The sequence below is a fragment of the Aeromonas sp. NJAU223 genome (assembly GCF_051125555.1).
Lineage (GTDB): Bacteria > Pseudomonadota > Gammaproteobacteria > Enterobacterales > Aeromonadaceae > Aeromonas > Aeromonas veronii_G.
In genome coordinates, this window is record NZ_CP144204.1 from 1,715,374 (window position 1) to 1,735,241 (window position 19,868).

Annotated in this window: 15 protein-coding genes and 2 pseudogenes; 3 read left to right on the forward strand and 14 right to left on the reverse strand. The window is 61.3% G+C overall.

Going from position 1 to position 19,868, the window contains the following annotated elements; translation table 11 throughout:
* Positions 1 to 6 precede the first annotated feature (6 nt).
* Positions 7 to 162: pseudogene (locus VZC39_RS07980) on the reverse strand (MmcQ/YjbR family DNA-binding protein); the annotation flags it as partial.
* Between the two features lie 239 nt (positions 163 to 401).
* On the opposite strand from VZC39_RS07980, the gene VZC39_RS07985 reads away from it, so the two are divergent.
* Positions 402 to 1,436 carry a hypothetical protein gene (locus VZC39_RS07985; protein ID WP_434667336.1) on the forward strand — a complete coding sequence of 345 codons (1,035 nt, stop codon included), beginning with the start codon at positions 402 to 404 and terminating at the stop codon, positions 1,434 to 1,436.
* Between the two features lie 23 nt (positions 1,437 to 1,459).
* Here VZC39_RS07985 and VZC39_RS07990 read toward each other — a convergent pair.
* Positions 1,460 to 1,684: pseudogene (locus tag VZC39_RS07990) on the reverse strand (MmcQ/YjbR family DNA-binding protein); the annotation flags it as partial.
* A gap of 109 nt (positions 1,685 to 1,793) precedes the next feature.
* Here VZC39_RS07990 and VZC39_RS07995 point away from each other — a divergent pair.
* A complete protein-coding gene (locus VZC39_RS07995; protein WP_434667339.1) occupies positions 1,794 to 2,582 on the forward strand; it encodes an alpha/beta fold hydrolase in 789 nt (262 codons plus the stop codon).
* Between the two features lie 26 nt (positions 2,583 to 2,608).
* Here the strand turns inward: VZC39_RS07995 and VZC39_RS08000 are convergent, their stop codons facing one another.
* From VZC39_RS08000 to VZC39_RS08015, 4 genes are all read right to left on the reverse strand, one after another.
* Positions 2,609 to 3,562, reverse strand: a complete 954-nt coding sequence (locus tag VZC39_RS08000; RefSeq protein ID WP_434667342.1) for a hypothetical protein — start codon at positions 3,560 to 3,562, stop codon at positions 2,609 to 2,611.
* Between the two features lie 269 nt (positions 3,563 to 3,831).
* Positions 3,832 to 4,932, reverse strand: a complete 1,101-nt coding sequence (locus VZC39_RS08005; protein ID WP_434667345.1) for a lipocalin-like domain-containing protein — start codon at positions 4,930 to 4,932, stop codon at positions 3,832 to 3,834.
* Entirely contained in the window at positions 4,929 to 7,331 is a 2,403-nt protein-coding gene (locus tag VZC39_RS08010) for an ABC transporter permease (protein WP_434667348.1), read from the reverse strand. Before VZC39_RS08010 ends, VZC39_RS08005 begins: the two co-directional genes overlap by 4 nt.
* A gap of 45 nt (positions 7,332 to 7,376) precedes the next feature.
* On the reverse strand, positions 7,377 to 8,057 hold the full coding sequence (locus VZC39_RS08015; RefSeq protein WP_434667351.1) for an ABC transporter ATP-binding protein: 681 nt from the start codon (positions 8,055 to 8,057) through the stop codon (positions 7,377 to 7,379).
* A 152-nt stretch (positions 8,058 to 8,209) separates the two neighbouring features.
* Here VZC39_RS08015 and VZC39_RS08020 point away from each other — a divergent pair, with 152 nt between their 5' ends.
* Positions 8,210 to 8,677, forward strand: coding sequence for a DUF4357 domain-containing protein (locus tag VZC39_RS08020; RefSeq protein WP_349921869.1), 468 nt, complete (start codon positions 8,210 to 8,212; stop codon positions 8,675 to 8,677).
* Between the two features lie 204 nt (positions 8,678 to 8,881).
* On the opposite strand, the gene VZC39_RS08025 is transcribed toward VZC39_RS08020, so the two are convergent.
* The 8 genes from VZC39_RS08025 to VZC39_RS08060 form a co-directional block, all read right to left on the reverse strand.
* Positions 8,882 to 10,081 (reverse strand): Bcr/CflA family multidrug efflux MFS transporter, encoded by a 1,200-nt coding sequence (locus VZC39_RS08025; RefSeq protein WP_349921870.1) that lies wholly within the window; start codon positions 10,079 to 10,081, stop codon positions 8,882 to 8,884.
* Positions 10,082 to 10,229: 148 nt separating this feature from the next.
* Positions 10,230 to 11,897 (reverse strand): hypothetical protein, encoded by a 1,668-nt coding sequence (locus VZC39_RS08030; protein WP_434667355.1) that lies wholly within the window; start codon positions 11,895 to 11,897, stop codon positions 10,230 to 10,232.
* 96 nt (positions 11,898 to 11,993) lie between these two features.
* Positions 11,994 to 13,259, reverse strand: coding sequence for a hypothetical protein (locus VZC39_RS08035; protein ID WP_434668418.1), 1,266 nt, complete (start codon positions 13,257 to 13,259; stop codon positions 11,994 to 11,996).
* Positions 13,260 to 13,381: 122 nt separating this feature from the next.
* Positions 13,382 to 13,939 (reverse strand): hypothetical protein, encoded by a 558-nt coding sequence (locus tag VZC39_RS08040; protein WP_434667358.1) that lies wholly within the window; start codon positions 13,937 to 13,939, stop codon positions 13,382 to 13,384.
* Positions 13,940 to 14,053: 114 nt separating this feature from the next.
* Positions 14,054 to 15,478: an FAD-dependent oxidoreductase gene (locus tag VZC39_RS08045; RefSeq protein WP_434667361.1), complete on the reverse strand. Its 1,425-nt coding sequence runs from the start codon at positions 15,476 to 15,478 to the stop codon at positions 14,054 to 14,056.
* A gap of 63 nt (positions 15,479 to 15,541) precedes the next feature.
* Positions 15,542 to 16,378 (reverse strand): FTR1 family iron permease, encoded by an 837-nt coding sequence (locus tag VZC39_RS08050; protein WP_434667364.1) that lies wholly within the window; start codon positions 16,376 to 16,378, stop codon positions 15,542 to 15,544.
* Positions 16,378 to 19,386: a YncE family protein gene (locus VZC39_RS08055; RefSeq protein WP_434667367.1), complete on the reverse strand. Its 3,009-nt coding sequence runs from the start codon at positions 19,384 to 19,386 to the stop codon at positions 16,378 to 16,380. The genes VZC39_RS08050 and VZC39_RS08055 overlap by 1 nt, the downstream gene beginning before the upstream one ends.
* Before the next feature lie 3 nt (positions 19,387 to 19,389).
* Positions 19,390 to 19,839, reverse strand: a complete 450-nt coding sequence (locus VZC39_RS08060; RefSeq protein ID WP_349921876.1) for a hypothetical protein — start codon at positions 19,837 to 19,839, stop codon at positions 19,390 to 19,392.
* Positions 19,840 to 19,868: the final 29 nt, after the last annotated feature.

The following is a 19,868-nucleotide window of genomic DNA, read 5'->3' on the forward strand; positions in this document are numbered from 1 at the left end:
GGTGGCTCATGGTTTGGGATGGATGGTCGGGGCCTGGGGGCGTTTGGCCTTGGGCAGACCCGCCACCACCCGCTCATAGGAGTGGACTATCCAACCCTGCCACAGCTCGGCGTCGAGACCGCCCTCCAGGGTGACCGTGTTCCAGTGCTGCTTGTTAGAGTGTAAAGACACGAACTCAAGATAACTGATTGTATCTAAAGGAAAATTACAATCATTTGCTGTGACAATTATACACGACATAAATTAATGCTCATTTTTTGTTCTCTCCAGCTGTTTTTAGTCTTCTAAGGCATCAACATGCAAACGATTATTAGTATCGGTTGATGGTATAACGTTATTGTTGATGAACCTATTACCGTATGTCATTGTACTCGCTATGAGTCCTTATAGAGAGACACCTGATGAAAATATATGAAGTGCCAAGCGAGAGACGTTATTGGGTTGTTAGAGCTGATAGTGGTCGCTTCTATGATCATTTTTGTACCCATGGTGTCATTGCATTGGCACATCTCAACCAGTTGTTCATTGAAGATCAAAAAAACTTCTTTCCAAACCAAGTTGATTTATTTGAACGAGTAGTAAAATTCAATACCGATAAGGTAAAAAAAAGAACTATATCTTCGCATTTAGCCCAAATTAGATCTTTCATTTATGATATTAAAATTGGCGATTGGGTTCTTACCGTTGGTGACCGCGGAGTACGATATGGTCGAGTCATTGGTAACCCTTATATTTCAAAGGAGAAATTGAGGGTTATATATGACCATGAAACTCAACGTTATTCTGATATGGATATGCATCTACGAAGAAATGTTCAATGGGGACCTGTAATTCATAGGGAAAAATTACCCTATGGACTAATAAGAGCACTTAAAGCGAATCAAACAGTGTTCAACTTGGATAAAAATTGGGATGCTTTGTATCACTCGATTTATCCAGCATTCACCTGTGAGGATAGGCTTTATTTATCATTAAAAATCACATCTAAAGATGAGATCAAGAACTATAGTGTCACATCCCTTTTCAATATACTTAATGATGTTGAAGTTATAGGTAAAGAAATTTCTCGGCACGGTGATGTAGATACTGCGTATTTAGACAATGTGTTAGCAGACTACGTTGAAAATGATGAACTTACTATAACAACCAAAGCTCAGTTTCACTCACCAGGGGATATTTGGAACGTAATCTCTGGCGGATTGGGGAATCTAGATAACTGGATGACGTATATCGTTGTAGCCTATTCCATGTTATTTGGTAATCAGAAGCTTGGCTTTGACGGATTTATTGATCTCCAAACACGGCAGAAAATATGGGATATTGTTCTGGAACGAATGAAAAGTAAGCATGCCCAAAAATCTCTAGAGTCATTAAAAATACAGTTACCAGATGCTGATACTAGTAAGCTGGAAGATAACAGCAACGATCAGCAGTAAGTACGTGTGAATTTGCACTGTAACTTGTTCATGTGCCAGCCCGGTTTCACCTCGGGGTGGATCTCTCGCAGCAAGAGCGCCAGTTCCGGCTCGCATTTGAGATTGATGGTAAGGGGCGCGGCCTGCCAGTCCACCAGGGCGAACATCTTGCCGGCGATGCGATAGACCAGGATCTCGGGGCCGAACGGCGTATCTTCGGTGGCGCCGGGCTGGCTTAGCAGAAATTCACGCAAGGATATGAGCGTCATACGATACTCCATGCTGGTCCAATGATGAGCAGCAGCATATTCATCGGGCGCGCCCCATCTGTTAATATGTCGACCGAGTATATCCCCCAACCACCCGGGAGCCCATAAGATGTTGTACCACAAGACTTTCGAGCTGGGTCCCGAGCGGGATTGGGTGGTGTTCGTGCACGGCGCAGGCGGCAGCTCCTCCATCTGGTTCAAGCAACTGCGCGCCTATCGGGAGCACTTCAATGTGTTGCTGCTGGACTTGCGCGGCCACGGCCAGTCCAACCAGTTGCAGCAGGTGGTGCAGGGTCACTACAGCTTTCGGGCGGTGACCGAGGACATACTGCGCCTGCTCGATCACCTGCGCATCCCCCGCGCCCATTTTGTCGGCATATCCCTTGGCACCATCCTCATTCGCCACCTGGCTGAGCTCTGCCCGGAGCGGGTCAAGAGCATGGTGCTCGGCGGCGCCATCCTGCGCCTCGACATCCGCTCCCGGGTGCTGGTGCAGCTCGGCCGCCTCGGCCAGCACTTTTTGCCCTACATGTGGCTCTACCGATTGTTCGCCTTCATCATCATGCCGCGCCAGCGCCATCAGGAGTCCCGCAACCTCTTCGTGCGCGAGGCCCGCAAGCTCTGCCAGAAGGAGTTCAAACGCTGGTTCCGCCTCGCCACCGAGGTCAACCCATTGATGCGCTACTTCCGTGAGCGGGCGCTGCCGATCCCGACCCTTTATTTGATGGGGGAAGAGGATCATATGTTTATCGCCCCGGTGCGCGAGCAGGTCGCCCGCGATCCCTACAGCCAGCTCGCCGTCATCGAAAACTGCGGCCATGTCTGCAACGTGGAGCAGCCGGAGCACTTTAACCGGCAGTCGCTGGCGTTTATATCCAGCCAAACGATCGTGGCTTAAGCCATTTAATCGAACCAATGGAATATTTAAGCAAAAAGATCCCCTTGTGAATCTCTTAGTTTCTTTGTATGCAAGTATCTCTTCCCCTGCATAGTTTCGCTAACATCAGAACCGTCAGAAATTTCAAGAACTGTAGAAACAGCATATCCCGTAATTTTAATGTCACCAACTTCATCAAGCTCTCTACCTATACGAAGAACACAAGTGATTGTGGAACCATGTTTGAAAGCTACTTTTTCTAAGAGTACATCCTCTTTGAATTGCGCATCTAGCATATCAAAAGTTATAGTTGTTTCTTCATATATACCTTTCCATTTGTAGCGACCCTCTTTTAAGACTGGCGATACAATCTCTATTACTGCAGATTCATCAATTTCGGAGTTAAGCTTGTTGGAGGATAGTATGAATTTTTTGAAATTCACTCTATCAATTACTCTCTCACTTTCAAGTGGTGCAAAATTATTATCGAGAATATTGAAGCCTATTTTCTGAACTTTATGATATCCAGTTAGATGGGAGTATAGGTTCGAACGACGTTTAACAAATTTAAGGCTTTTGTCTACATAGCTTGCAGCCTTTCTGATAACTGTTTGATCAATTTTTTCTACTGGTTTCTCTTGCAGTTCAAGTTTGAGCTTTTGAATATTTAATTTTTTCTCTTCTATTGTAAGTTGTTTTATCTCTTTTTCTAAAGCCTCTATCTCTGGGTCACTAATCGGAATGCGAGATAAAAGTATTGATACAATGGCTAATAATATGGTTATTTGATTTCCGTGAGAGCCAAGAAGTTTCCAAAATTCTCGAAAACCGCCTTCTGCATAAGCTTCGCTGTTAACAGTTACATCCATGTTTAATATGTCAGCGGCTTCAATTAAAATAGCCAGAATTTCCGCTTCACAACGATTGCGTATGATTGCATCTATATTATGGCTGTCATCTGTAAAATAATAATGGAGTTCTAGTTTGTCTGCATGTTCCATGTGGTATTCTCGTCAATATTGTCTCAGATGAAGGGGGCGAGTTAAATCTATGGCTGTTTATAACTATTCGATAGATTTTATTAGCAAAGCAAAATCGAACTTGTACACGGATTTTCTCATCTTGTAGTCGATGACATAAATCTTATGTAAAAAGCAATAAAGGGCCCATCTGAGGATGGTATCAAGCACCCTCCAATATGTTGAGTGAAGATCTATCTAATGCATGGAATTTGAACGATTTTTTGAAGTCGATCAGATTTTCAAGGTGCTCAATACCCCGTCATCTCCAGATAGCCGAGCCCTTTGGCATCTCCCTCTACCGTGACGGCTCCCTCCCAGTAGTCGAAACGGCCCGTCATGGCCTGATTGGGCTGGCGGGCACGGATGGTGAGATTCAGATCGGCAGCTTTTAGTTGCCACTCGATGGGGTAGGGCTGACCCTTGGGGCCGCGCCAAGTCTTGCCTGGGGTGAGGATGATGGAATCCGGGGACAGCACTCGGCTGCTGCCATCTTTGCCTATCAGGATACCGTAGCGGTTTTCGGGATTGGCGCGCCCAGCCTTGGTGCGCAGGCGAAACAGCATCAGCTCGCGGCCGTCAACAAATTGCAGCGAGAACCAGTCCCAGCCCGCCTGCCAATCTGCTAGCACCGAGCTGCTCCACTCGTGATCGAACCAGCCCTGGCCGCTGACTTTGCGGGTCTCCCCATCCAGGGTCAAAGTGCCGGTAAGCGCCAAGCGGGGGAAGGAGTAGTAAAACGAGGCATTGCCCGGGCTCTTCTCGCTGTAACCCGATTTACCCTGCAGCACGGCGGGTTTGCGATTGCTCACTCGAAGATCCAGCTGAGCGATGGCGCTATCGACGTTGAGGTGCGCCGGGAAGAGCGCAGCGCCCTCGGATTTGAGTGTCCATTCCCTTAGCCAATACTCGCCCTTGCTGGCGCCCGCCAAGCCCGGCCCCTGGCGGCTGGTGCGCTCGTCCTGCAGATGCTTGCCGGTGGCGAGATCCGTGATGGCAAATTGCGCCAGCCAGAGCTGGGGGGTGAGCCAGGGATTGACGAGCGGTTGCTCTCGAGCCGCGCCTTTCTTATCAGCTTCTTGCCACTCAACTCCCTGGCGAAACAGGGTCCACTGCAGGCCGTATTCGCGCCCCTGCTCGTCTTTGAGGTTACCGGTGAGATACCACCATTCGGATCGGTAGTCCGGGTGGGCCGCGTGATCCGTGGGCCAGTTTATTGTCTGTCCCGGTTGTGCCTTTTTAAACTGTTCGCCACCGCTGCCGAGCACGGCACCGAGATCCTGGGCTTGAGCGTTGGCGCCCAGCAGGGCGATCAGAGCGGCCAGCAGCTTGGCCCGTAGTGAATGCTTCATACCACTCTCCTCGCGGCAAACCAGGAGGCAAGAGCCCCGCACACCGGCGCCAGCAATAGCGCCGTGATGGCGTGAGCGGGGGCGGCTTCGAATGCCAGCCGCCAGCCGAAGGCGCGGGGGTTGACCACCTCAATGAGCACCCAGGCCAGGCCATAGCCCACCGGCAGGGCGAGCAGGGCGGTGAGCAGCCCCAATCCGGCGCCTTGCCATACCAGCAACTGGCGGCAGCGGTGGGGACTTAAGCCCAGACTCTGCAAGGTCTGCAGCTCGGCTTTTCGGGCGAGCCCCAGCACCATAAAGGCGGAGCCGATGCCGACAAAGGCAATCCCCAGGATCAGCAATTTCAGCAGCTCGGTCACCACAAAGGTCTGATCGAACACCTTGAGCGCCGCGGCGTGGATGGCGGGGGCGGGCAAGAGGTTCACCTTCTCTCCAAAGCGCGCCCGCAGCCCATCGGCGAGCCGCTCCGGCTGTGGGCTAAAGAGCGCCAGGGACTGTACGGGCCCGGTTTCAAAGCTGTGCAGGACCTGCCCCTTGTCGCTGCCGTAATCCTGATAGACGCCGGTGACCTGCACCGATCGCGGACCCGACTCACTCGTGATCACAAGCGTCTGGCCGACCTTGACCCCGAGGCGCACCGTCAGCGGCTCGCTCGCCAGCACCTCGCCCGGCCCTGTTGGCCAGCGACCGCTCAGCAGGGGATAGGCGGCTTTGAGCTCGGGGATTGCGTCCATCTGGGCCCATTCGATGGGCTGCCCCTGCCAGCGGGCGGGCTGCACCGAGCGGCGGGAGGCGGCGCCGACGTCTGGGTTCGCGAATATGGCGTCCAGAGTCGGCTTGTCGAGCGTGCCCCGGCTGCCCGCCGCGCCCCTGGGGGCGCTCACATAGAGATCGGCGGCGAGGCGCTGGCCCAGCCAGATCTCCACGCTGGTGCGAAAGCTCGACACCATGACGCCGATGCCGATGGCCGCGGCAATGGCGAGCTGCAGCGCCATCACGGCGATGGCGGTGCGATCCAGATGGTATTGGGTCTCGGCGACGGCCAGCCTCAAGGTGAGACCGCCGCGCCGGCGCCGCAATAGACCCAGCACCCAGCGCAGGGCATCCGGCAGCCATAGGGCCATGGCCAGCAGCCAGCCGCCGGCGATCAGCAGGGCGCCGATGAGCCCCGTTTGGGGCAGTGCGAGGCAAATGGCACAAAGCAGCAGGATGGCGAGCGCCAGCAGGCGTCGGCGCCAGGGATGGGCGCTTACGCGCACCTGGCCTTCACGCAGTTGCAGCGGCGATTGGCGCAGCAGTGCCCACCAGCCGGGCAGGTTGGCGGCGAGGGTCCCAAGCAGGCCCAAGGCTGTGGCCTTGACGAGGCTAATGGGGGCGAGGCGCAGGAGATCGATGGGGTTGGGGCCGTAGAGATCGGCCAGCGCCTGGGTCAGCTGACCCATCAGCGCCTTGGCGAGCAAGACTCCGAGCACCAGACCCAGCAGGGTGCCGAGGCTGGCGAGTAAGCCAAGTTCCAGCCCTAGCCAGCCCAGCACCCGGCGCGGCGACATCCCCAGGATTATCAGTTGGGCGAGCTGGGGGCGGCGCACGCTCTGCACGAAGCGCTGGGCGTTGAACACCAGGAACAGCCCCACCGCCATGGCGAGCAGGGAGAGGGCGCTGAGGTTGAGCCCCAGCGCATCGCCGAGCAGGCTGGCATCGAGCGCCGGGCTGATGGGCTCTAGCCACAGCGGTTTGGGCAGTTTGGCTTGCAGTGCCGTGGCTTCTGCCTCGCTTAGCTTGAACAGGATGCGATCCAGCCGCCCGCTCTTGCCAAGCAGGGGCTGGGCTATGCCGAGATCGGTGAGCAGCAGCCGCTCCATGGGCACGGCGCCGGGCTCGAAGGTACCCGCGAGCGTCAGTTGGAGTGACCGCTCACCCTGCAAAAAGTAGCGGGTCTCACCGACGGCCCAGCCGAGCCGCTCGGCCTCGGGGGTGGCGAGCCAGACGCCATCGGCCCGCGCGAGTGTGAAGCTTTGGTTCTTATCGCCGCCTTGTTTGTCCGAGCCGAGCAATGGGCTCAGTGGGCCCGGGTTCGAGAGATCGATGCCGAGTAGCTGGAAGCTGCGCCCCTGGGGGTCTTTGAGCCAGGCGTGCACCTGGGGCAGGGCCGCGAGGGCGCGCTCGTTTCGCACCAGTTTGACGTAGAGTTGCTCGTCCAGGCCGCCGCCTGGGGCTAGCCGGTAGTTTGCCTCCCCGGCGAGCTGGCTGCGGGCGGCGACGAAATTGGTCTTGGCGCTCTGGTTGAGCAGCTCGATGGCGACCACCAGTGAGACCCCCAGCATCAGGCCGGTGAGGCTCATCAGCAGCAGCCAGGGGTGGGCACGGTAGAGGCGCAGCAGCGCCTTCAGGGGCAGCACGGCTCGGCTCCTTGGGCGGGATCAGGGGTTCGATTCACCGCCAGATCAGCCATGGGCAGCGCCCTTGAGTTCCACCAGCCGCCCGCCTTCGAGGCGCAGCACCCGATCCGCCAGGGCGCCATAGGCGGGGTTGTGGCTCACTAGCAGAAGCCCGGCCCCCGTCTCTTTGACCGCCGCCATCATGAGCGCCATCACCTGCGCGGCGTTGTGCTCATCCAGACTGCCGGTGGGTTCGTCGGCGAGCAACCACTGGGGCTGGTGGATGAGGGCCCGGGCCAGGGCGACCCGCTGGCGCTGGCCACCTGAGAGCTGCTCCGGCCAGGCGTGGCGTTTGTCCGCTATCCCAAGGCGAGTGAACAGGGCCTCCAGCCGTGCAGGCTCGCGGGGCAGGCCGTTGATATCGAGCGGCAGGCAGCAATTTTCCTCCACCGTCAGGGTCGGCAGCAGGTTGAAGTCTTGATAGACGATACCAAGGTGGCGACCACGAAGCCTCGCTCGCTCGCCGCTCGGCTGGTTGTCGAAGCGGGTCTCATCGAGCCAGATCTCCCCCTCATCGGGGGGAATCAGCCCGGCGATAAGGTTGAGCAGGGTGGACTTGCCCGAGCCGCTCTGCCCCAGCAGCAGGCAGGCTTCACCGGCGTGAAGACGCAGATCCAGCCCCGCAAACAGGGGGGGAGAGGCGGCGTCAGTGTCGAAGGACTTGCTCAGGTTTTTCAGGCTCAGCATGGGATAACCGGTTGATGGTCAATGGCTTTCACAATGTCTGCCACTATGCCAGTTAGTGATCCCGGCTGCAAAAGGGATGAGGATCCTCGCTGGATCCCGCTCGCCAGAGGTGGTTAGAATAGGGGCCTCCATGGGTCACAGGATGAGCAAGGATGTTACACAAGCAAGTCAGTTTTATCGTCGACAGCAAGGGCACCAAGCAGGCTGCCGTGGTTCCCATCGACATCTACAACGAGCTGATGACCCTGCAAAAGGCGCTCTCCGACAACAAGCCCGGGGAGCGCGAGCTCTACCACTTCAACGGCAAGGGGGCCGAGGCTCATGGCTACCCGGTGGGCAAGCGGCAGAACCCCGGTTTCATGGTGCAGGCGGGATCCACCGCCAACGGAGAGGATGCGGCATCCCTGCGTGAGGCGGTGATCGAGCTGCGTCTGGAATTGCTGGACAAGGGGGTGCTGAGCCCGCGGGCCGAAGGGGGCTTCGTGTTCGTGGCCGATCAGCTGTTCAACAGCCCGAGCCTGGCCGCCAGCCTGGTGGCGGGCAACAATCGAAGCGGTCTGGACGCCTGGCAAAACAGCGCCGGTTATACCCTCAAGCAGTCCGGTTTTGGCAAGAAATAGGCGCAAAGCCATTAGCTGTGCTAATGAAAAGGCGATATTGATAAGAATTTTTCAGAACTTGTGACCCAAAGAGCCCGCTGAGAGGCCGGTTTGTCCCTCCTGTTGGCTCAATGCACGCGGCCCCGGCGCCCCTCATATCGACATCGGTTCGATGAGAGGGCGCCGGGGCCGCGTTTTTTTATGGCGAATTGCGAACGCCTGGGCTCAGCGTGACTGCTTCTTGCCGGTCAGTGACCAGTAGCAGATCGCCGAGCCGAAGCCGCAGCTGGCGATGGCGATGGCCATGGGCAGGGGGGATTCGGGTGGATTGAGGTTGACCAGGATCCCCACCAGGGCGCCGATGCCAAAGCGCAGGGTGCCGGCGAGCGCGGAGGCGGTGCCCGCCGATTGGGGGAAGTGGCCCATCAGGCCGGTCATGGCGTTGGCCCCCACCAGGCTGATGTGACCGACGAACAAGACCACCGGAATGACGATGCCCCACAGGCCCCCGGTCTGGCTCCAGGCGTTGTAGATGAGCAGGGCCCCCGCGAGCGGCAACATGATGAGGCCGTATTGCAGCATGCGCTCGGCCCCCACCCCTTTCACCAAGCGGCTGTTGGCGAAGGTGACCACCATCATCAGCAGGATGTTGAGGCCAAACAGCCAGCCGTAGTGTTCGGTCGGCACGTGGAAATACTCGATGTAGACGTAGGGCGAGGCGCTCAGGAAGGCGAACATGCCCGAACTCGACAGCGCCCCGCACAGCACATAGCCCATGGCACCGCGATGGGAGAGCACCCCCCAGTAGTTGCGCAGTACCTGGCCGAGCTTGAGGGGCTGCTTGTGCTCGGGTTTGAGGGTCTCGGGGATCTTCCACTGCAGCACCAGGCAGATGAAGAGGCTGATCCCCACCAGCAGCCAGAAGATCACCCGCCAGTCGCTGTGGGCGCTGATGTAGCCCCCCACCACGGGCGCCACCAGAGGCGCCAGCGTCATCACCAGGATCACGAACGACATGGCCCGCGAAAACGCATCTTTTTCAAACAAGTCCCGCAGCAGGGCATTGACCACCACGGAGCCGGCGGCGCCGCCGGCGGCCTGCAGCATGCGCCAGGCCAGCAGCTCCGGCAGGGAGTCCGCCATGGCGCAGCCCACGGAGGCGATGGCAAACATGGAGAGTCCCGCCAGGATCACCGGCTTGCGGCCGAAGCTGTCGGCGAGCGGCCCGTAGAACAGCTGGCCGATGGCAAAGCCGCCGAGGAAGGCGCTGATGGTGAGCTGCGCCCCGTCGATGGTGCTGGCCAAGTCCCGGGCGATGCTCGGGATAGCGGGCAGATACATGTCGACTGCGAGCGGCGTGAGACCCGCTAGGGCGCCGAGCAGGATGAACAGGAAACGGGGTGAAAGGGTCGAGGCTTGAGGCATAGGCTATCCGTGTCGTGGGGAAGGCGGCAAAGGGCAAGTGTTGAGTCTATCAGCTTTGGTGCCTCGGAGCAGACTTAACCTGCGCTGGGCCGGGGCCGTTTGGCTGTTCAATCAGGGCGCCATGACGGCGCCCTGTGGGGTAGCCCTGCTAGCACCGGTCCTGAGGGATTGCCACCTGGGGCTGGCGGCGGGCGGCGCGGGCGGCGAGCACAAGCCAGACAAACAGTCCCCCCAAGGCGAGGCCGTTGCCGATACGCTCCGGCCAGCGAGCCTCAAGGGTCAGGCTGAGTTGATGGCGGCCCGCCGGCACCCACACCTGCAACAATCCCTGGTGATTGGCGCTGACCGTGAGGGCCAGGGCGTCGTCCAGTCTGGCCTGCCAGCCGGGGTAGTCGTATTGGTGCAGCACCAGTCGGGTGGGGGCGCTGGCGCTCACCTCCAGCACGATCCTGCGGGGTTGCCAGGTCAGTACCTCCCAGCTGGCCCCCGCTTGATCCGTGCTGATCGGGGGCAGGAACTCCTCCTTCCAGGCGAGCAGGCTGGGGGCGAACAGGCCTCCCGGCACCTGCCTGGGTCTGTACTCCCGGGCGCTGCGCTTGCTGTCAAATTCGGCGCCGATGGCGAAGCGATCCGGTGCCTGGGTGAGGGGAGCGTGGCGCACATAGAGGAAGGCGCTGATGAGGGTCAGCAGCAGCAGGCCCCACCATAGCCCTTGCCAATGGCGCTGGGCCGGGGTGCCGAGGGCCACCACGGCCACCGTCGCCAGGGTGAGGATGAGGTTCAGCCGCCAGGGAAACTGCACCCGCTGCAAGGGGGGCAGCAGCTGCCAGATGGGCTGACTTGGGGGCAGCATCATCAGGAAGGCGGCCACGCCGATGGCGCCCCAGCAGAGCAGCTCGGGGTGATAGGGCTCGCGGGTGGCGGCCCAGGCCGCCAGCAGCAGGGCCATGGTCAGCACGCTCTGCCAGGCGAGGTGGCCGCGAAAGCGCCAGTCATCCAGCCCCGTGGGCAGGCGATCGAGGAAGTTGCGCCGAAAGTCGAACATGCCGCCACGCATCAGCTCCATGGAGATGGCCCCCTGATCCAGCAGGGCGGGCAGCAGCAGGGCACCCGCCATGGCGAGCCCGAGCAGGATGGCGCCGAGGGTGAGCCCGCAGGGGACGAGGGAGTGGCCCCGCCAGGAGTGCCAGAGGGCGCGCAGGCTGATGAGCCCCAGCATCAACAGCAGGCTGGGCAGGTGGGAGTAGGCCAGCAGCGCCAGGGCCAGCGTCAGCAGGGGCAGACCACCGCGCAGGCGCCGGGTGGCGAGATCCTGCCCAAGCAAGATGAGCGGGGCCCAGACGAAGGCCCAGAATTCGGCCAGCGCGAAACGAGCGTAGAGATCCATGGCCAGGTGATAGGGCAGAGCCAGGTAGAGCAGGCTGACCGCGAGCGCCCGGCCGGGGGCGGTGAAGCTGCGCAGCCAGAGATAGGCAAAGACGCCGGAGAGCAGCAGTGCGACGCTGGCGCTGGCGAGCAGGGGGTAGACCGCCTGATGGGGCAGGGCGGCGGGGCCGGCAAAGAGGGCGCTGACGTAATAGGGGAGCGGGGGGTAGAAGAAGAAGGTGGGGCTGCCGAAGCCGCCGTTCATGGCCATCAGCCAGCGGGGATAGAGCTCCCCCTGCCAGAGCTGCTTGGCAAAGTAGTGGCCGGAGAGCAGGTGATGGAAGAGATCGTGCCCCTGGGTCCCCCCCTGTTGCCAGAGTGGCAGCAGCAAGAGTGCACAGGCAACCAGCAACACCGGCAGGGCGAGCGCCCACTCCCTTGTTCCCTTCATCGTCAACCACTCCCTTGGCGAATGCGCAGTGAGTTTAGTCGAGTCGAGTGAGGGAGCCTATAGGGTCTACCATCCCCATATGGTGGGAGGGGCTATTCACGGCTTGCGTGGTATGGCGAGCCAGAGGCCGGGTTCGGCGCCAAAGCGGGGGGCAAACCAGCTCGCTTCAAAGGGGTAGGGCAGGGCATCGGCGGCCAGAGGGCGGCGACTCAGGCGACAGGCGCCCAGGTGCTGGGCAAGACGGGCATCCCCGCTGTACCAGCCATCGGTGACGGGCAGCGGAGTGGTCTCGCGCAGCAGGCGCACGCCCCACTGGGTCACCAGGGCCGGGCAGTGCTGCTCGGCGACCAGTGTCGCCCGCGCCATCGCGGGCAGACGAGGCGGCGTCAGGGTGGCGATAAACAGCACGAGGGCCCCCAGCATGGCGGTATTCACGACACGTTTCGCCGCAGGCAGCCAGCCTGAGAGCAGGATCAGCCCGAGGTAGGTGAGAGGGGCCAGATGGCGGGGGTTGTCCGGATTCTGGCCGAGCAGGGTCCAGAGCAGAAGGGCCAGCCAGCCGAGGAACCAGCTTCTGTCGAGCCGTGTTGGCCAGGTCTTGGACCAGAGCGGCCAGATCAGCAGCCCCATCAAGAACGGCCAGAGCGGGCTGAGCTGGTTGTTCAGGGTTTGGCCCCAGCTCAGCAGCCTGGAACCGTGGGCGGCCGCCGTGTTGCCCCAGAGGGTGAAGTGACCGTCGGTAAAGCGCCGCCCCTCGGCAAAATAGGCCCAGCCATCCGCCTGCCAGACGAACAGCAGGCAGGCGAGCCCGAGTAGGGCGATGGGCGCGAGGAAGGCTGGCCGCTGCCCCCTGTGTTGCCATCCCAGCCAGAGTGGCAGCAGGGCCAGCACCAAATAAGACGGGCGAAGGGCCAGCAAGAGCCCCACCAATAGACCTGCCAGGGCCAGCTTGCGGTATTGCAGTGCCAGCAGGGCTGCGAGCCAGGCGGCCAGCGCCGGTCCGTCGGAGAGGCCGGAGAGTGCCAGGGTCGGGGTGAGCGGCAGTGCCATGACGCCGAGCCAGAGTGGCACCAGCAAGGCGGGACGCCGCCAGAGTCGCGCCGCCAGCCAGGCCGACAAGGGGGGAATGAGGGCGCTGCCGAGCAGACTGGCCCAATGCACCGCGCTGGCGGGATCGTCGGCCAGCAGGTTGATCAGCCGGGCCAGCCAGATAAAGGCGGGGTAGCCGGGAAAATGGGGGGAAAACTCCAGCACGCTGAAACGCACCACCCCGTGGGCGAAGTTCAGGGCATCGTCGGAATCGAGCGCCACCGGGAAGGCAAACAGCCAGCCCATCCAGACCCCTTGCAGCAGGAGCAGCAGCCAGTTGGAGGGCGAGTATATGGGCTCCCAAGGTCGGGGCGTCTTCCTCATCTCCAACCCTTCTCCCGCCGGGGGAGAAGGGGGCATATCGGCCTCCTTGCTCACTTATCGACGGACGGCGATCAGAGGGGAGCCAGCACGGTCATCAGCTCCTGCTCGGCGGCCTTGAAGGCCTCGGGATCGGCTGTCTTGGCACCCACCCCGAACACCCCGGGGTTGCCGATGGCCTCCAGCACCTTGGCCAGCGCCCCATCGGCGGCCTTGCGGTCCGCTTCACTCAAGGCCGGGAGGATCAAGTCCAGGAAGCGCTTGCTCTTGACCACCAGCACCTTGGCGGTCTGGTAGTCGCCAAGGTTCTGGCCGGCGCCCTCGAGACGGCGTTCAATCTCGGCCTTGTAGGCGCGGTTGAGCAGGGTCTGGGTGGCCGCCACGTCCTTGGCCTTGATGGCCTCGGCGAGCGGTGCCTGCAGCACCACCTTGTGATGCTGCTCGAGGTAGCCGAGCTCCTCGGTGAGGCCGGCCAGCACGGCGCTGGCATCCTGGCCTTCGCTCGCGGCGGTCAATAGCTGTTCGCGGGCGTCGATCAGGGGTTCCTTGCCCGCCGCCGCATAGGAGTAGGCCTGGGCCTGCCCCATGGTGGTCAGCAACAAAAGGGCGACAAGCGTGCTGCGACAGATCATCCAGTTCTCCTTTATCGAGCGTTGTGTCAGGCCACGCTCTGGGTTTCGATCACGGTGTTTTCGTTGCGGTGGTTGAAGGTGACAAGGCGTCTGTCCTCTTCATTTGCCGCCATGTCAGGCCACGCTCTGGGTTTCGATCACGGTGTTTTCGTTGCGATGATTGAAGATGGCGTGCCGTCTGTCTACCCCGTCGATCACCATGTCCGCGGCCATCAACCCCATCTCCATGGCGGTGTCGGTGAAGATGTAGCGGAAGGTCCCCTGGCGGCCGCTCATGATGAGGTTGCCAATCGGCATGAGCTGCTGGATGGCGGCATCCCGCCGCTCCTGATAACCGAGATCCATCAGGGGGTAGGCATATTCGCTGCGGGCCTCGAAGGTCTCATCCCCCAGCTTGTTGGTATCGACGCCGAGGCTCGCCAGATCCTGGCTGACCCGCTCGCGCAGGGTGGCAAGGGGGGCCTGCCAGGTGGCATCCCCCGGATTGCAGGGCACCTCCAGCATGACCGAGGTCTTGCCCGCAGGGGCCATGAAGGGGCTGCGCCGGCGCGGCTCCTGCAGCCGGGTGGCGAGGATGTGCGGATCCGAGAGGTACTGCCAGGTGTTGTCCGACAGGTTCTCTTGGTTGAGCGGCATGTTGATAAAGCGCAGGGCGCGGTAATGCAGGTCGCAGGGCAGGCCGAGGTGCGCGCAGGTGAGCGGCAGGGGCAGGGTGGAGATCACCTGCTCAAAGTGCTCCTCATGCTCGCTACCATCCTGTTGCCAGTGTACCCGCTGGATGCGGCCATCAGCCTCGGCGAGGCGGGTGATGGTGGCCCCCGTCCTGAGCTCGACCCCCTCTGCGATCAGCCGCTCACCCAGGGTGGTGAAGATCTGGCCGAAGCCGTGTTTGGGGTAGCGGTACTTGCGGGCATAGGTGCGCACCGAGAGGTTGCCCTTGCGTCTTGGCAGCAGGCGGCGGGCCACGTCTTTCAAATCGATGAGACTGATGCGCTGGCCGGCCCAGTCGGCGGAGAGCCTGTCCGGGTTGATGCCCCACAGCTTGGCCGTGTAACCCTCGAAGAACTGGCGATAGAGGGTGCGGCCGAAATGGCTCTGGATCCACTCGGCAAAGCTCGCCTTGGCAAAATCGGCGGGCTTGCTCGCAAAGGGGAGCAGCAGCAGATCCTTCACCGCCCCCGCCATCAGGGAGAGGGGCGCGGTCTTGAGGAGGTTCGGCAGGTTGAGGGGGTAGTCGTAGGTGCGTCCGCCGAAGCGGATGACGCTCTTGCGCTCCGCGTGCAGCAGATCGTCCCCCATCAGCTCGTCGATGAAGGCGAGCAGCTCGGGGTTCTTGGTGATGAAGCGGTGGCCGCCGTAGTCGAAGCGGTAGTCTCCGTCCCGGCCCGCGAAGCGTTGGGTAGCGCACATGCCCCCGACCACGGTCTCCTGCTCGAACAGGGTGACCGCAAAGCCCGCACTGCGCAGGCGCCAGGCGGCCATCAGACCGGCAGGCCCTGCGCCCAGCACGGCAATCTTCTTACTGCTGTTATCGCCCATCAATCTCTATCCACGGCTCAAGGAGAAAAGGGGGCCCGCAGGCCCCGTGACTGAAAAAAGGAATTACCCCTGTTTGATCTGGCTCGGCTTGGGTTGGTAGTTGCGATACCAGATGGTCACGAAGACCGCCAGATAGGCCAGCCAGGTCGCCAGTTGCAGGCCGGCCGGGGAGGCATTGTAGCCGAACAGGGCCCTCAGGAAGGTGCCGAACACGCCCCTGTCGTCGAGAATGTGACTGATGTTGAACACGGGCGTGGTCCAAAGGGTGATGACCCCCGCCGCCTGCAGCATGTTGATGGCAGAGGAGAGCAGACCTGCGGCGATGATGATGATGAGCAGACCGGTCCAGCGGAAGAAGGGGGCCAGGGCCACCTTGCGGGTGGAGCGCAGCAGCCCCCACACCAGCACCACGGAGAGGGCCAGCCCGGCCAGGGCACCGACGAGCCCCTCATGCAGGCTCACCCCTTGTCCCGAGTAGAGCAGGGCCGAGAAGAAGAGCACGGTCTCGAAGCCTTCACGCATCACCGCCAGGAAGGCGAGCAGCACCAGGCCAAACAGGTTGCCGCCGTCGATGGCCGCATCGATGCGTGCCGTCATGGCCCCCACGTGGGACTTGCCCTGCTTCTGCATCCAGACCGCCATGTAGGTGAGCACCAGGGTGGCGAAGATAAGGATCCCCGCCATCAGCAGGTGGTTATAGCGCTCGCTCTCGAACTGGCTGACCACCACCTGGAACAGGAAGGCCACCCCCAGGGAGGCAATGAGGCCCAATACGACACCCAGATAGATGAGTTTGTTGTAACGGCTCGCCCCCAGCTTGGCGAGGTAGGAGAGGCAGATGCCGACCAGCAGGAAGGCTTCCAGCCCCTCACGCAGGGTAATGAGGAAACTTGCGAACATCAGGGATGTGGCTCCAGGTTGAGGGCATGTAGGGTGGTTCGGGCCTGCGACGACGGGGCTGCCGATGGCAGATCCCGCAGTTGCAGGTGGTTGAGGGTCACGATGGGGGGCTCTGGCAGATCCGGTTCGCCTTTGCGCACTATGTCGTTGACCCATTTGGGATAAGTTCTGAAATTGAGTTTGATGTCGGCGCTAAAGGGCCCCTTGGCATCCGCTGGCAGTGGCCAGGTTTCGTCACGCCAGCCATCGGCCGGAATGCGGGTGTCTTCCAGGAGCTTGGCGTAGCGCCAGAACTTGAGCCCCACCGGTTTGCCTTGCGCATCGCCGAACACCTTCCTGAACAGCCGCGCATCTTCAGGGACGGCGCCATTGACCGGCTGGCCGCTTTGCAGCACCACCTGGCCACTGGCATCGGTGAGGGTCAGCTCCAGCCAGAGCTCGCGGAAATCGGCGACGCCGGTGGGCAGGGCGTGACCGGCGCCGACGTTGGTCACGCGTACCACCAGCGTCGGTTGTCCATGCTGCGCGTCGATACGGGCAGAAAGGGTGGCGCTGGATTTGAGCAGCGCCAGGCTCTCCTGTTCGAGTCCTGAATTGCGCAGTCCCACCAGCTGGTGCTGGGCACCGGTGAAATTGTGGCGATAGAGGCGTGCTTTCAGGGGGCCATTTTCGGTGGAGCGACCCGCCACGGGGGCGCCGCCATTGCCGGGCTCCGGGTTCATGTGGCAGTCGATGCAGGTGCGCCGCGTCGCCGGATCTGCTGATGTGGCAAAGCTCGAGTTCTGCCACTCATCCCAGGTGTTGACGATGTTGGCGCCCGTGCCCGGGGCGAATTCGTTGTGGCAGGACTTGCACAGGGCCGCGTCCTGGTAGAAATCCTTCTGATAGGAGGCCTTGTGCATGGCCGGGCGGGCGTTGATCTGGCGCTCAGCCAGCCAGTGGCGCGCGCTGCCGCCGGGGGCATCCTCGAACACATAGCTCTCGCGATCCTTGAGGTTCACGGTGAAGGCGCTGTTGCCACCGGCGTCCTCCAGCCGGGTGATGCGATGGCACAGCAGGCAGCCGGTGCCCTCTTCCACCACGGATTCCCCCGCCTGATGGGCCTTGATGAGGGAGGCGCCCCCTCGCTCCAGCATGTGGGAGCCCTTGGGCAGGTCGGTCTGGCCGGTCAGCACCTGCTGGGGCATGTGGCAGCCCTGACACCACTGGCCGAAGGCTTCCCCCTCGGTCTCGCGGGCAAGTGCCTGCACCGCCTTGTAGTAGGGGTGAGAGTTGCCCATCAGTCGGTGATTGCTGTCGCTCCAGTCCGCAAACGCCTGTTGGTGACAGTTCTGGCAGGAGGCGGAGCTGAGCCACTCCTTCGGATGGGTGACGGGGGCCTTGGCCGGATCCGTGCGCGGCGCGTCGAGACGCAGCCAGTTGGCGAGATAGGGGAGGTTGCCATCGGCGGTCACGAAGGCGTGCAAGTCCTCCATCATGGCCTTGACCTCGGGCTGGGGCCTGGCGGGATCCACCGGCTCGGCGCCATCGCGGCCGTCATGGCCCATGCCGCCCTGGGTCTGCTGGATCATGCGCAGGTACTCGCCGACAAAATCCCCCGCCACCATGTTGGCGAGGTTGGCGTGACCGTTGATGGCATTGTCCCGGCTCTTCTGGCGGTGAGCCTGCATCAGGAACTTGTTGGTGAAGTTGAACCCGTCCAGATGGCAGGAGTTGCAGCTCATCCAGTTGTCCCCCGCCATGGGGAAGCGGCCGTTGGCACTGCTGCTGCCGAGCGTGTTACCAAGATTGAACAGCCGCTCGCCGCGAATGAGGGCGGCAGGGCGGGGGTCGGATTCCACCAGTTTGGCGAAATGTGGACTGTCTACCGTCACCCGGGCGAAGGGGCCGCTGCCGCCAGCCGAGAGGCGGGTCAGATCCTGGCCCATGGCGTTGTGCACCAGGATGTGATCGCCATCGATGAGCAGGTCCTGAGGATTCTGACCCGGCAGGTGGCGCAGCAGTTGGGTCGCCTTCGCCCCCCCCTGGAATTTTTTCCGTCTGTGGCGGTTGCTGTTCTGCTTGCCGCTGCGAGAGAGATCGAACACCAGCAGATCTTCCGAGCCCGCCAGGGTCAGGTAGACCCGCTTGCCGTCGGCGGCGAAGCGGGCGGCGAAGGGGTTGGAGACAATCTGGCTGCGGTTGCCGACGTTGGGCAGATTGATCTGCAAGAACAGCTGCTTGCGCTCATCCACTCGCTCGGTTTCGCTGCCGAGATCGACGATGGAGACAGCCGGGAAGACGGTGCTCTGGAACTGGAAGGGGTGGTCGAAGCTCCAGAGTACATGGGGCAACCAGGCCTCGCTGCCATCGGGGGAGAGGCTGATGCCATCGAGCAGACGCGGCAGCCCTTGGGAGTCGCTCGGCGTGGCGCTGTGGGTCTCTGCCAGGGTGATGAGCTTGGGCTTCTCAATGGCCGCCGCCGTGGGCACCTTGCCCAGTTTTTTCAGGTCGTAGATGGCGAGCTGGCCCGTCATGGCGTGGGTCAGCAGCAGGCGGTCGTCATCGGTGAGCGCCAGCCCGCGCGGGGTCTCGGCGGTCGGGAGATCCAGCAGCAGATCGCCATCCTCGTCATAGGCCTGCAGGCGCGCCGATTCGAACAGGGTGATCCAGAACCAGCGCCGCTTGGGATCGAAGATGACGCCGTAGGGTCTGTGGCCTGTGGGGATGATCTTCCTGAGATCGAGATCCTCATCCAGCAGCAGCAGGCGATCACCGTTGTAGTCGGTGACCAGCAGGGTGCCGTCATCGGCGCGCGCCAGCTGGCGCAGGTCGCCGCCAAGGCGAGCCTCCTTGATCCGCTTGCCGCTGTCTCGCTCGATCAGGGTCACGGAGCCGCCGCTCTGGTTGGCGCTCAACAGGCGCTGTGCCTTGCCCTCGTCATAGGCCTGCAGGGACGAGCCCATCTGCTGGGCCTGCGCCAGCAGGGAGGTGGCGATGAGCAGGCAGGGGAGAAGCCACTTCATCATGGCTCAGGGACGCCACTTGAGCAGGGTCCAGCGCCAGGCATGGCGCAAGACCAGGGGAGTGAGCGCCAGGGCGCTGAGCCAGTGGGCCCAGCTCGCCAGGTTGCCGAGACTGTCCCCCGGCGTGCCGTGCAATACCAGCACCAGGCCGCTGCCGAGGCAGACCAGCAACAGGGCTTCGATGATCTGGCCCGTGGTGCGCAAAAACGGCTTGCGACTGTGGCGCAGCAGACGGCGATGAGAGAGCCAGAAAGCGCCAAACAGCAGGGGGAAGAGGGAGAGGGAGAGCATGACATGGAGGAACAGGTTCCAGCGCGCCAGAGACCAGACGGGGGTCAGGGGCTCCCACAGCAGCAGACCGGAGAAAAACATCAGGTAGAGGCTGCCTTCGGCGGCCTGATGGTGATAGGCCAGCCATCGCCAGAAGTGTCGTGGTGAGAGAGAAAGGCTTGTCATACAGGCTCCAGCACCCGGGCATTCAACCC

Coding starts and splice junctions, on each gene's coding strand:
- VZC39_RS08040 (WP_434667358.1), bottom strand. CDS start 13,939: ATGATCTGTCGCAGCACGCTTGTCGCCCTTTTGTTGCTGACCACCATG.
- VZC39_RS08000 (WP_434667342.1), bottom strand. CDS start 3,562: ATGGAACATGCAGACAAACTAGAACTCCATTATTATTTTACAGATGAC.
- VZC39_RS08050 (WP_434667364.1), bottom strand. CDS start 16,378: ATGTTCGCAAGTTTCCTCATTACCCTGCGTGAGGGGCTGGAAGCCTTC.
- VZC39_RS08030 (WP_434667355.1), bottom strand. CDS start 11,897: ATGAAGGGAACAAGGGAGTGGGCGCTCGCCCTGCCGGTGTTGCTGGTT.
- VZC39_RS08060 (WP_349921876.1), bottom strand. CDS start 19,839: ATGACAAGCCTTTCTCTCTCACCACGACACTTCTGGCGATGGCTGGCC.
- VZC39_RS08005 (WP_434667345.1), bottom strand. CDS start 4,932: ATGAAGCATTCACTACGGGCCAAGCTGCTGGCCGCTCTGATCGCCCTG.
- VZC39_RS07985 (WP_434667336.1), top strand. CDS start 402: ATGAAAATATATGAAGTGCCAAGCGAGAGACGTTATTGGGTTGTTAGA.
- VZC39_RS08020 (WP_349921869.1), top strand. CDS start 8,210: ATGTTACACAAGCAAGTCAGTTTTATCGTCGACAGCAAGGGCACCAAG.
- VZC39_RS08025 (WP_349921870.1), bottom strand. CDS start 10,081: ATGCCTCAAGCCTCGACCCTTTCACCCCGTTTCCTGTTCATCCTGCTC.
- VZC39_RS08045 (WP_434667361.1), bottom strand. CDS start 15,478: ATGGGCGATAACAGCAGTAAGAAGATTGCCGTGCTGGGCGCAGGGCCT.
- VZC39_RS08055 (WP_434667367.1), bottom strand. CDS start 19,386: ATGATGAAGTGGCTTCTCCCCTGCCTGCTCATCGCCACCTCCCTGCTG.
- VZC39_RS07995 (WP_434667339.1), top strand. CDS start 1,794: ATGTTGTACCACAAGACTTTCGAGCTGGGTCCCGAGCGGGATTGGGTG.
- VZC39_RS08015 (WP_434667351.1), bottom strand. CDS start 8,057: ATGCTGAGCCTGAAAAACCTGAGCAAGTCCTTCGACACTGACGCCGCC.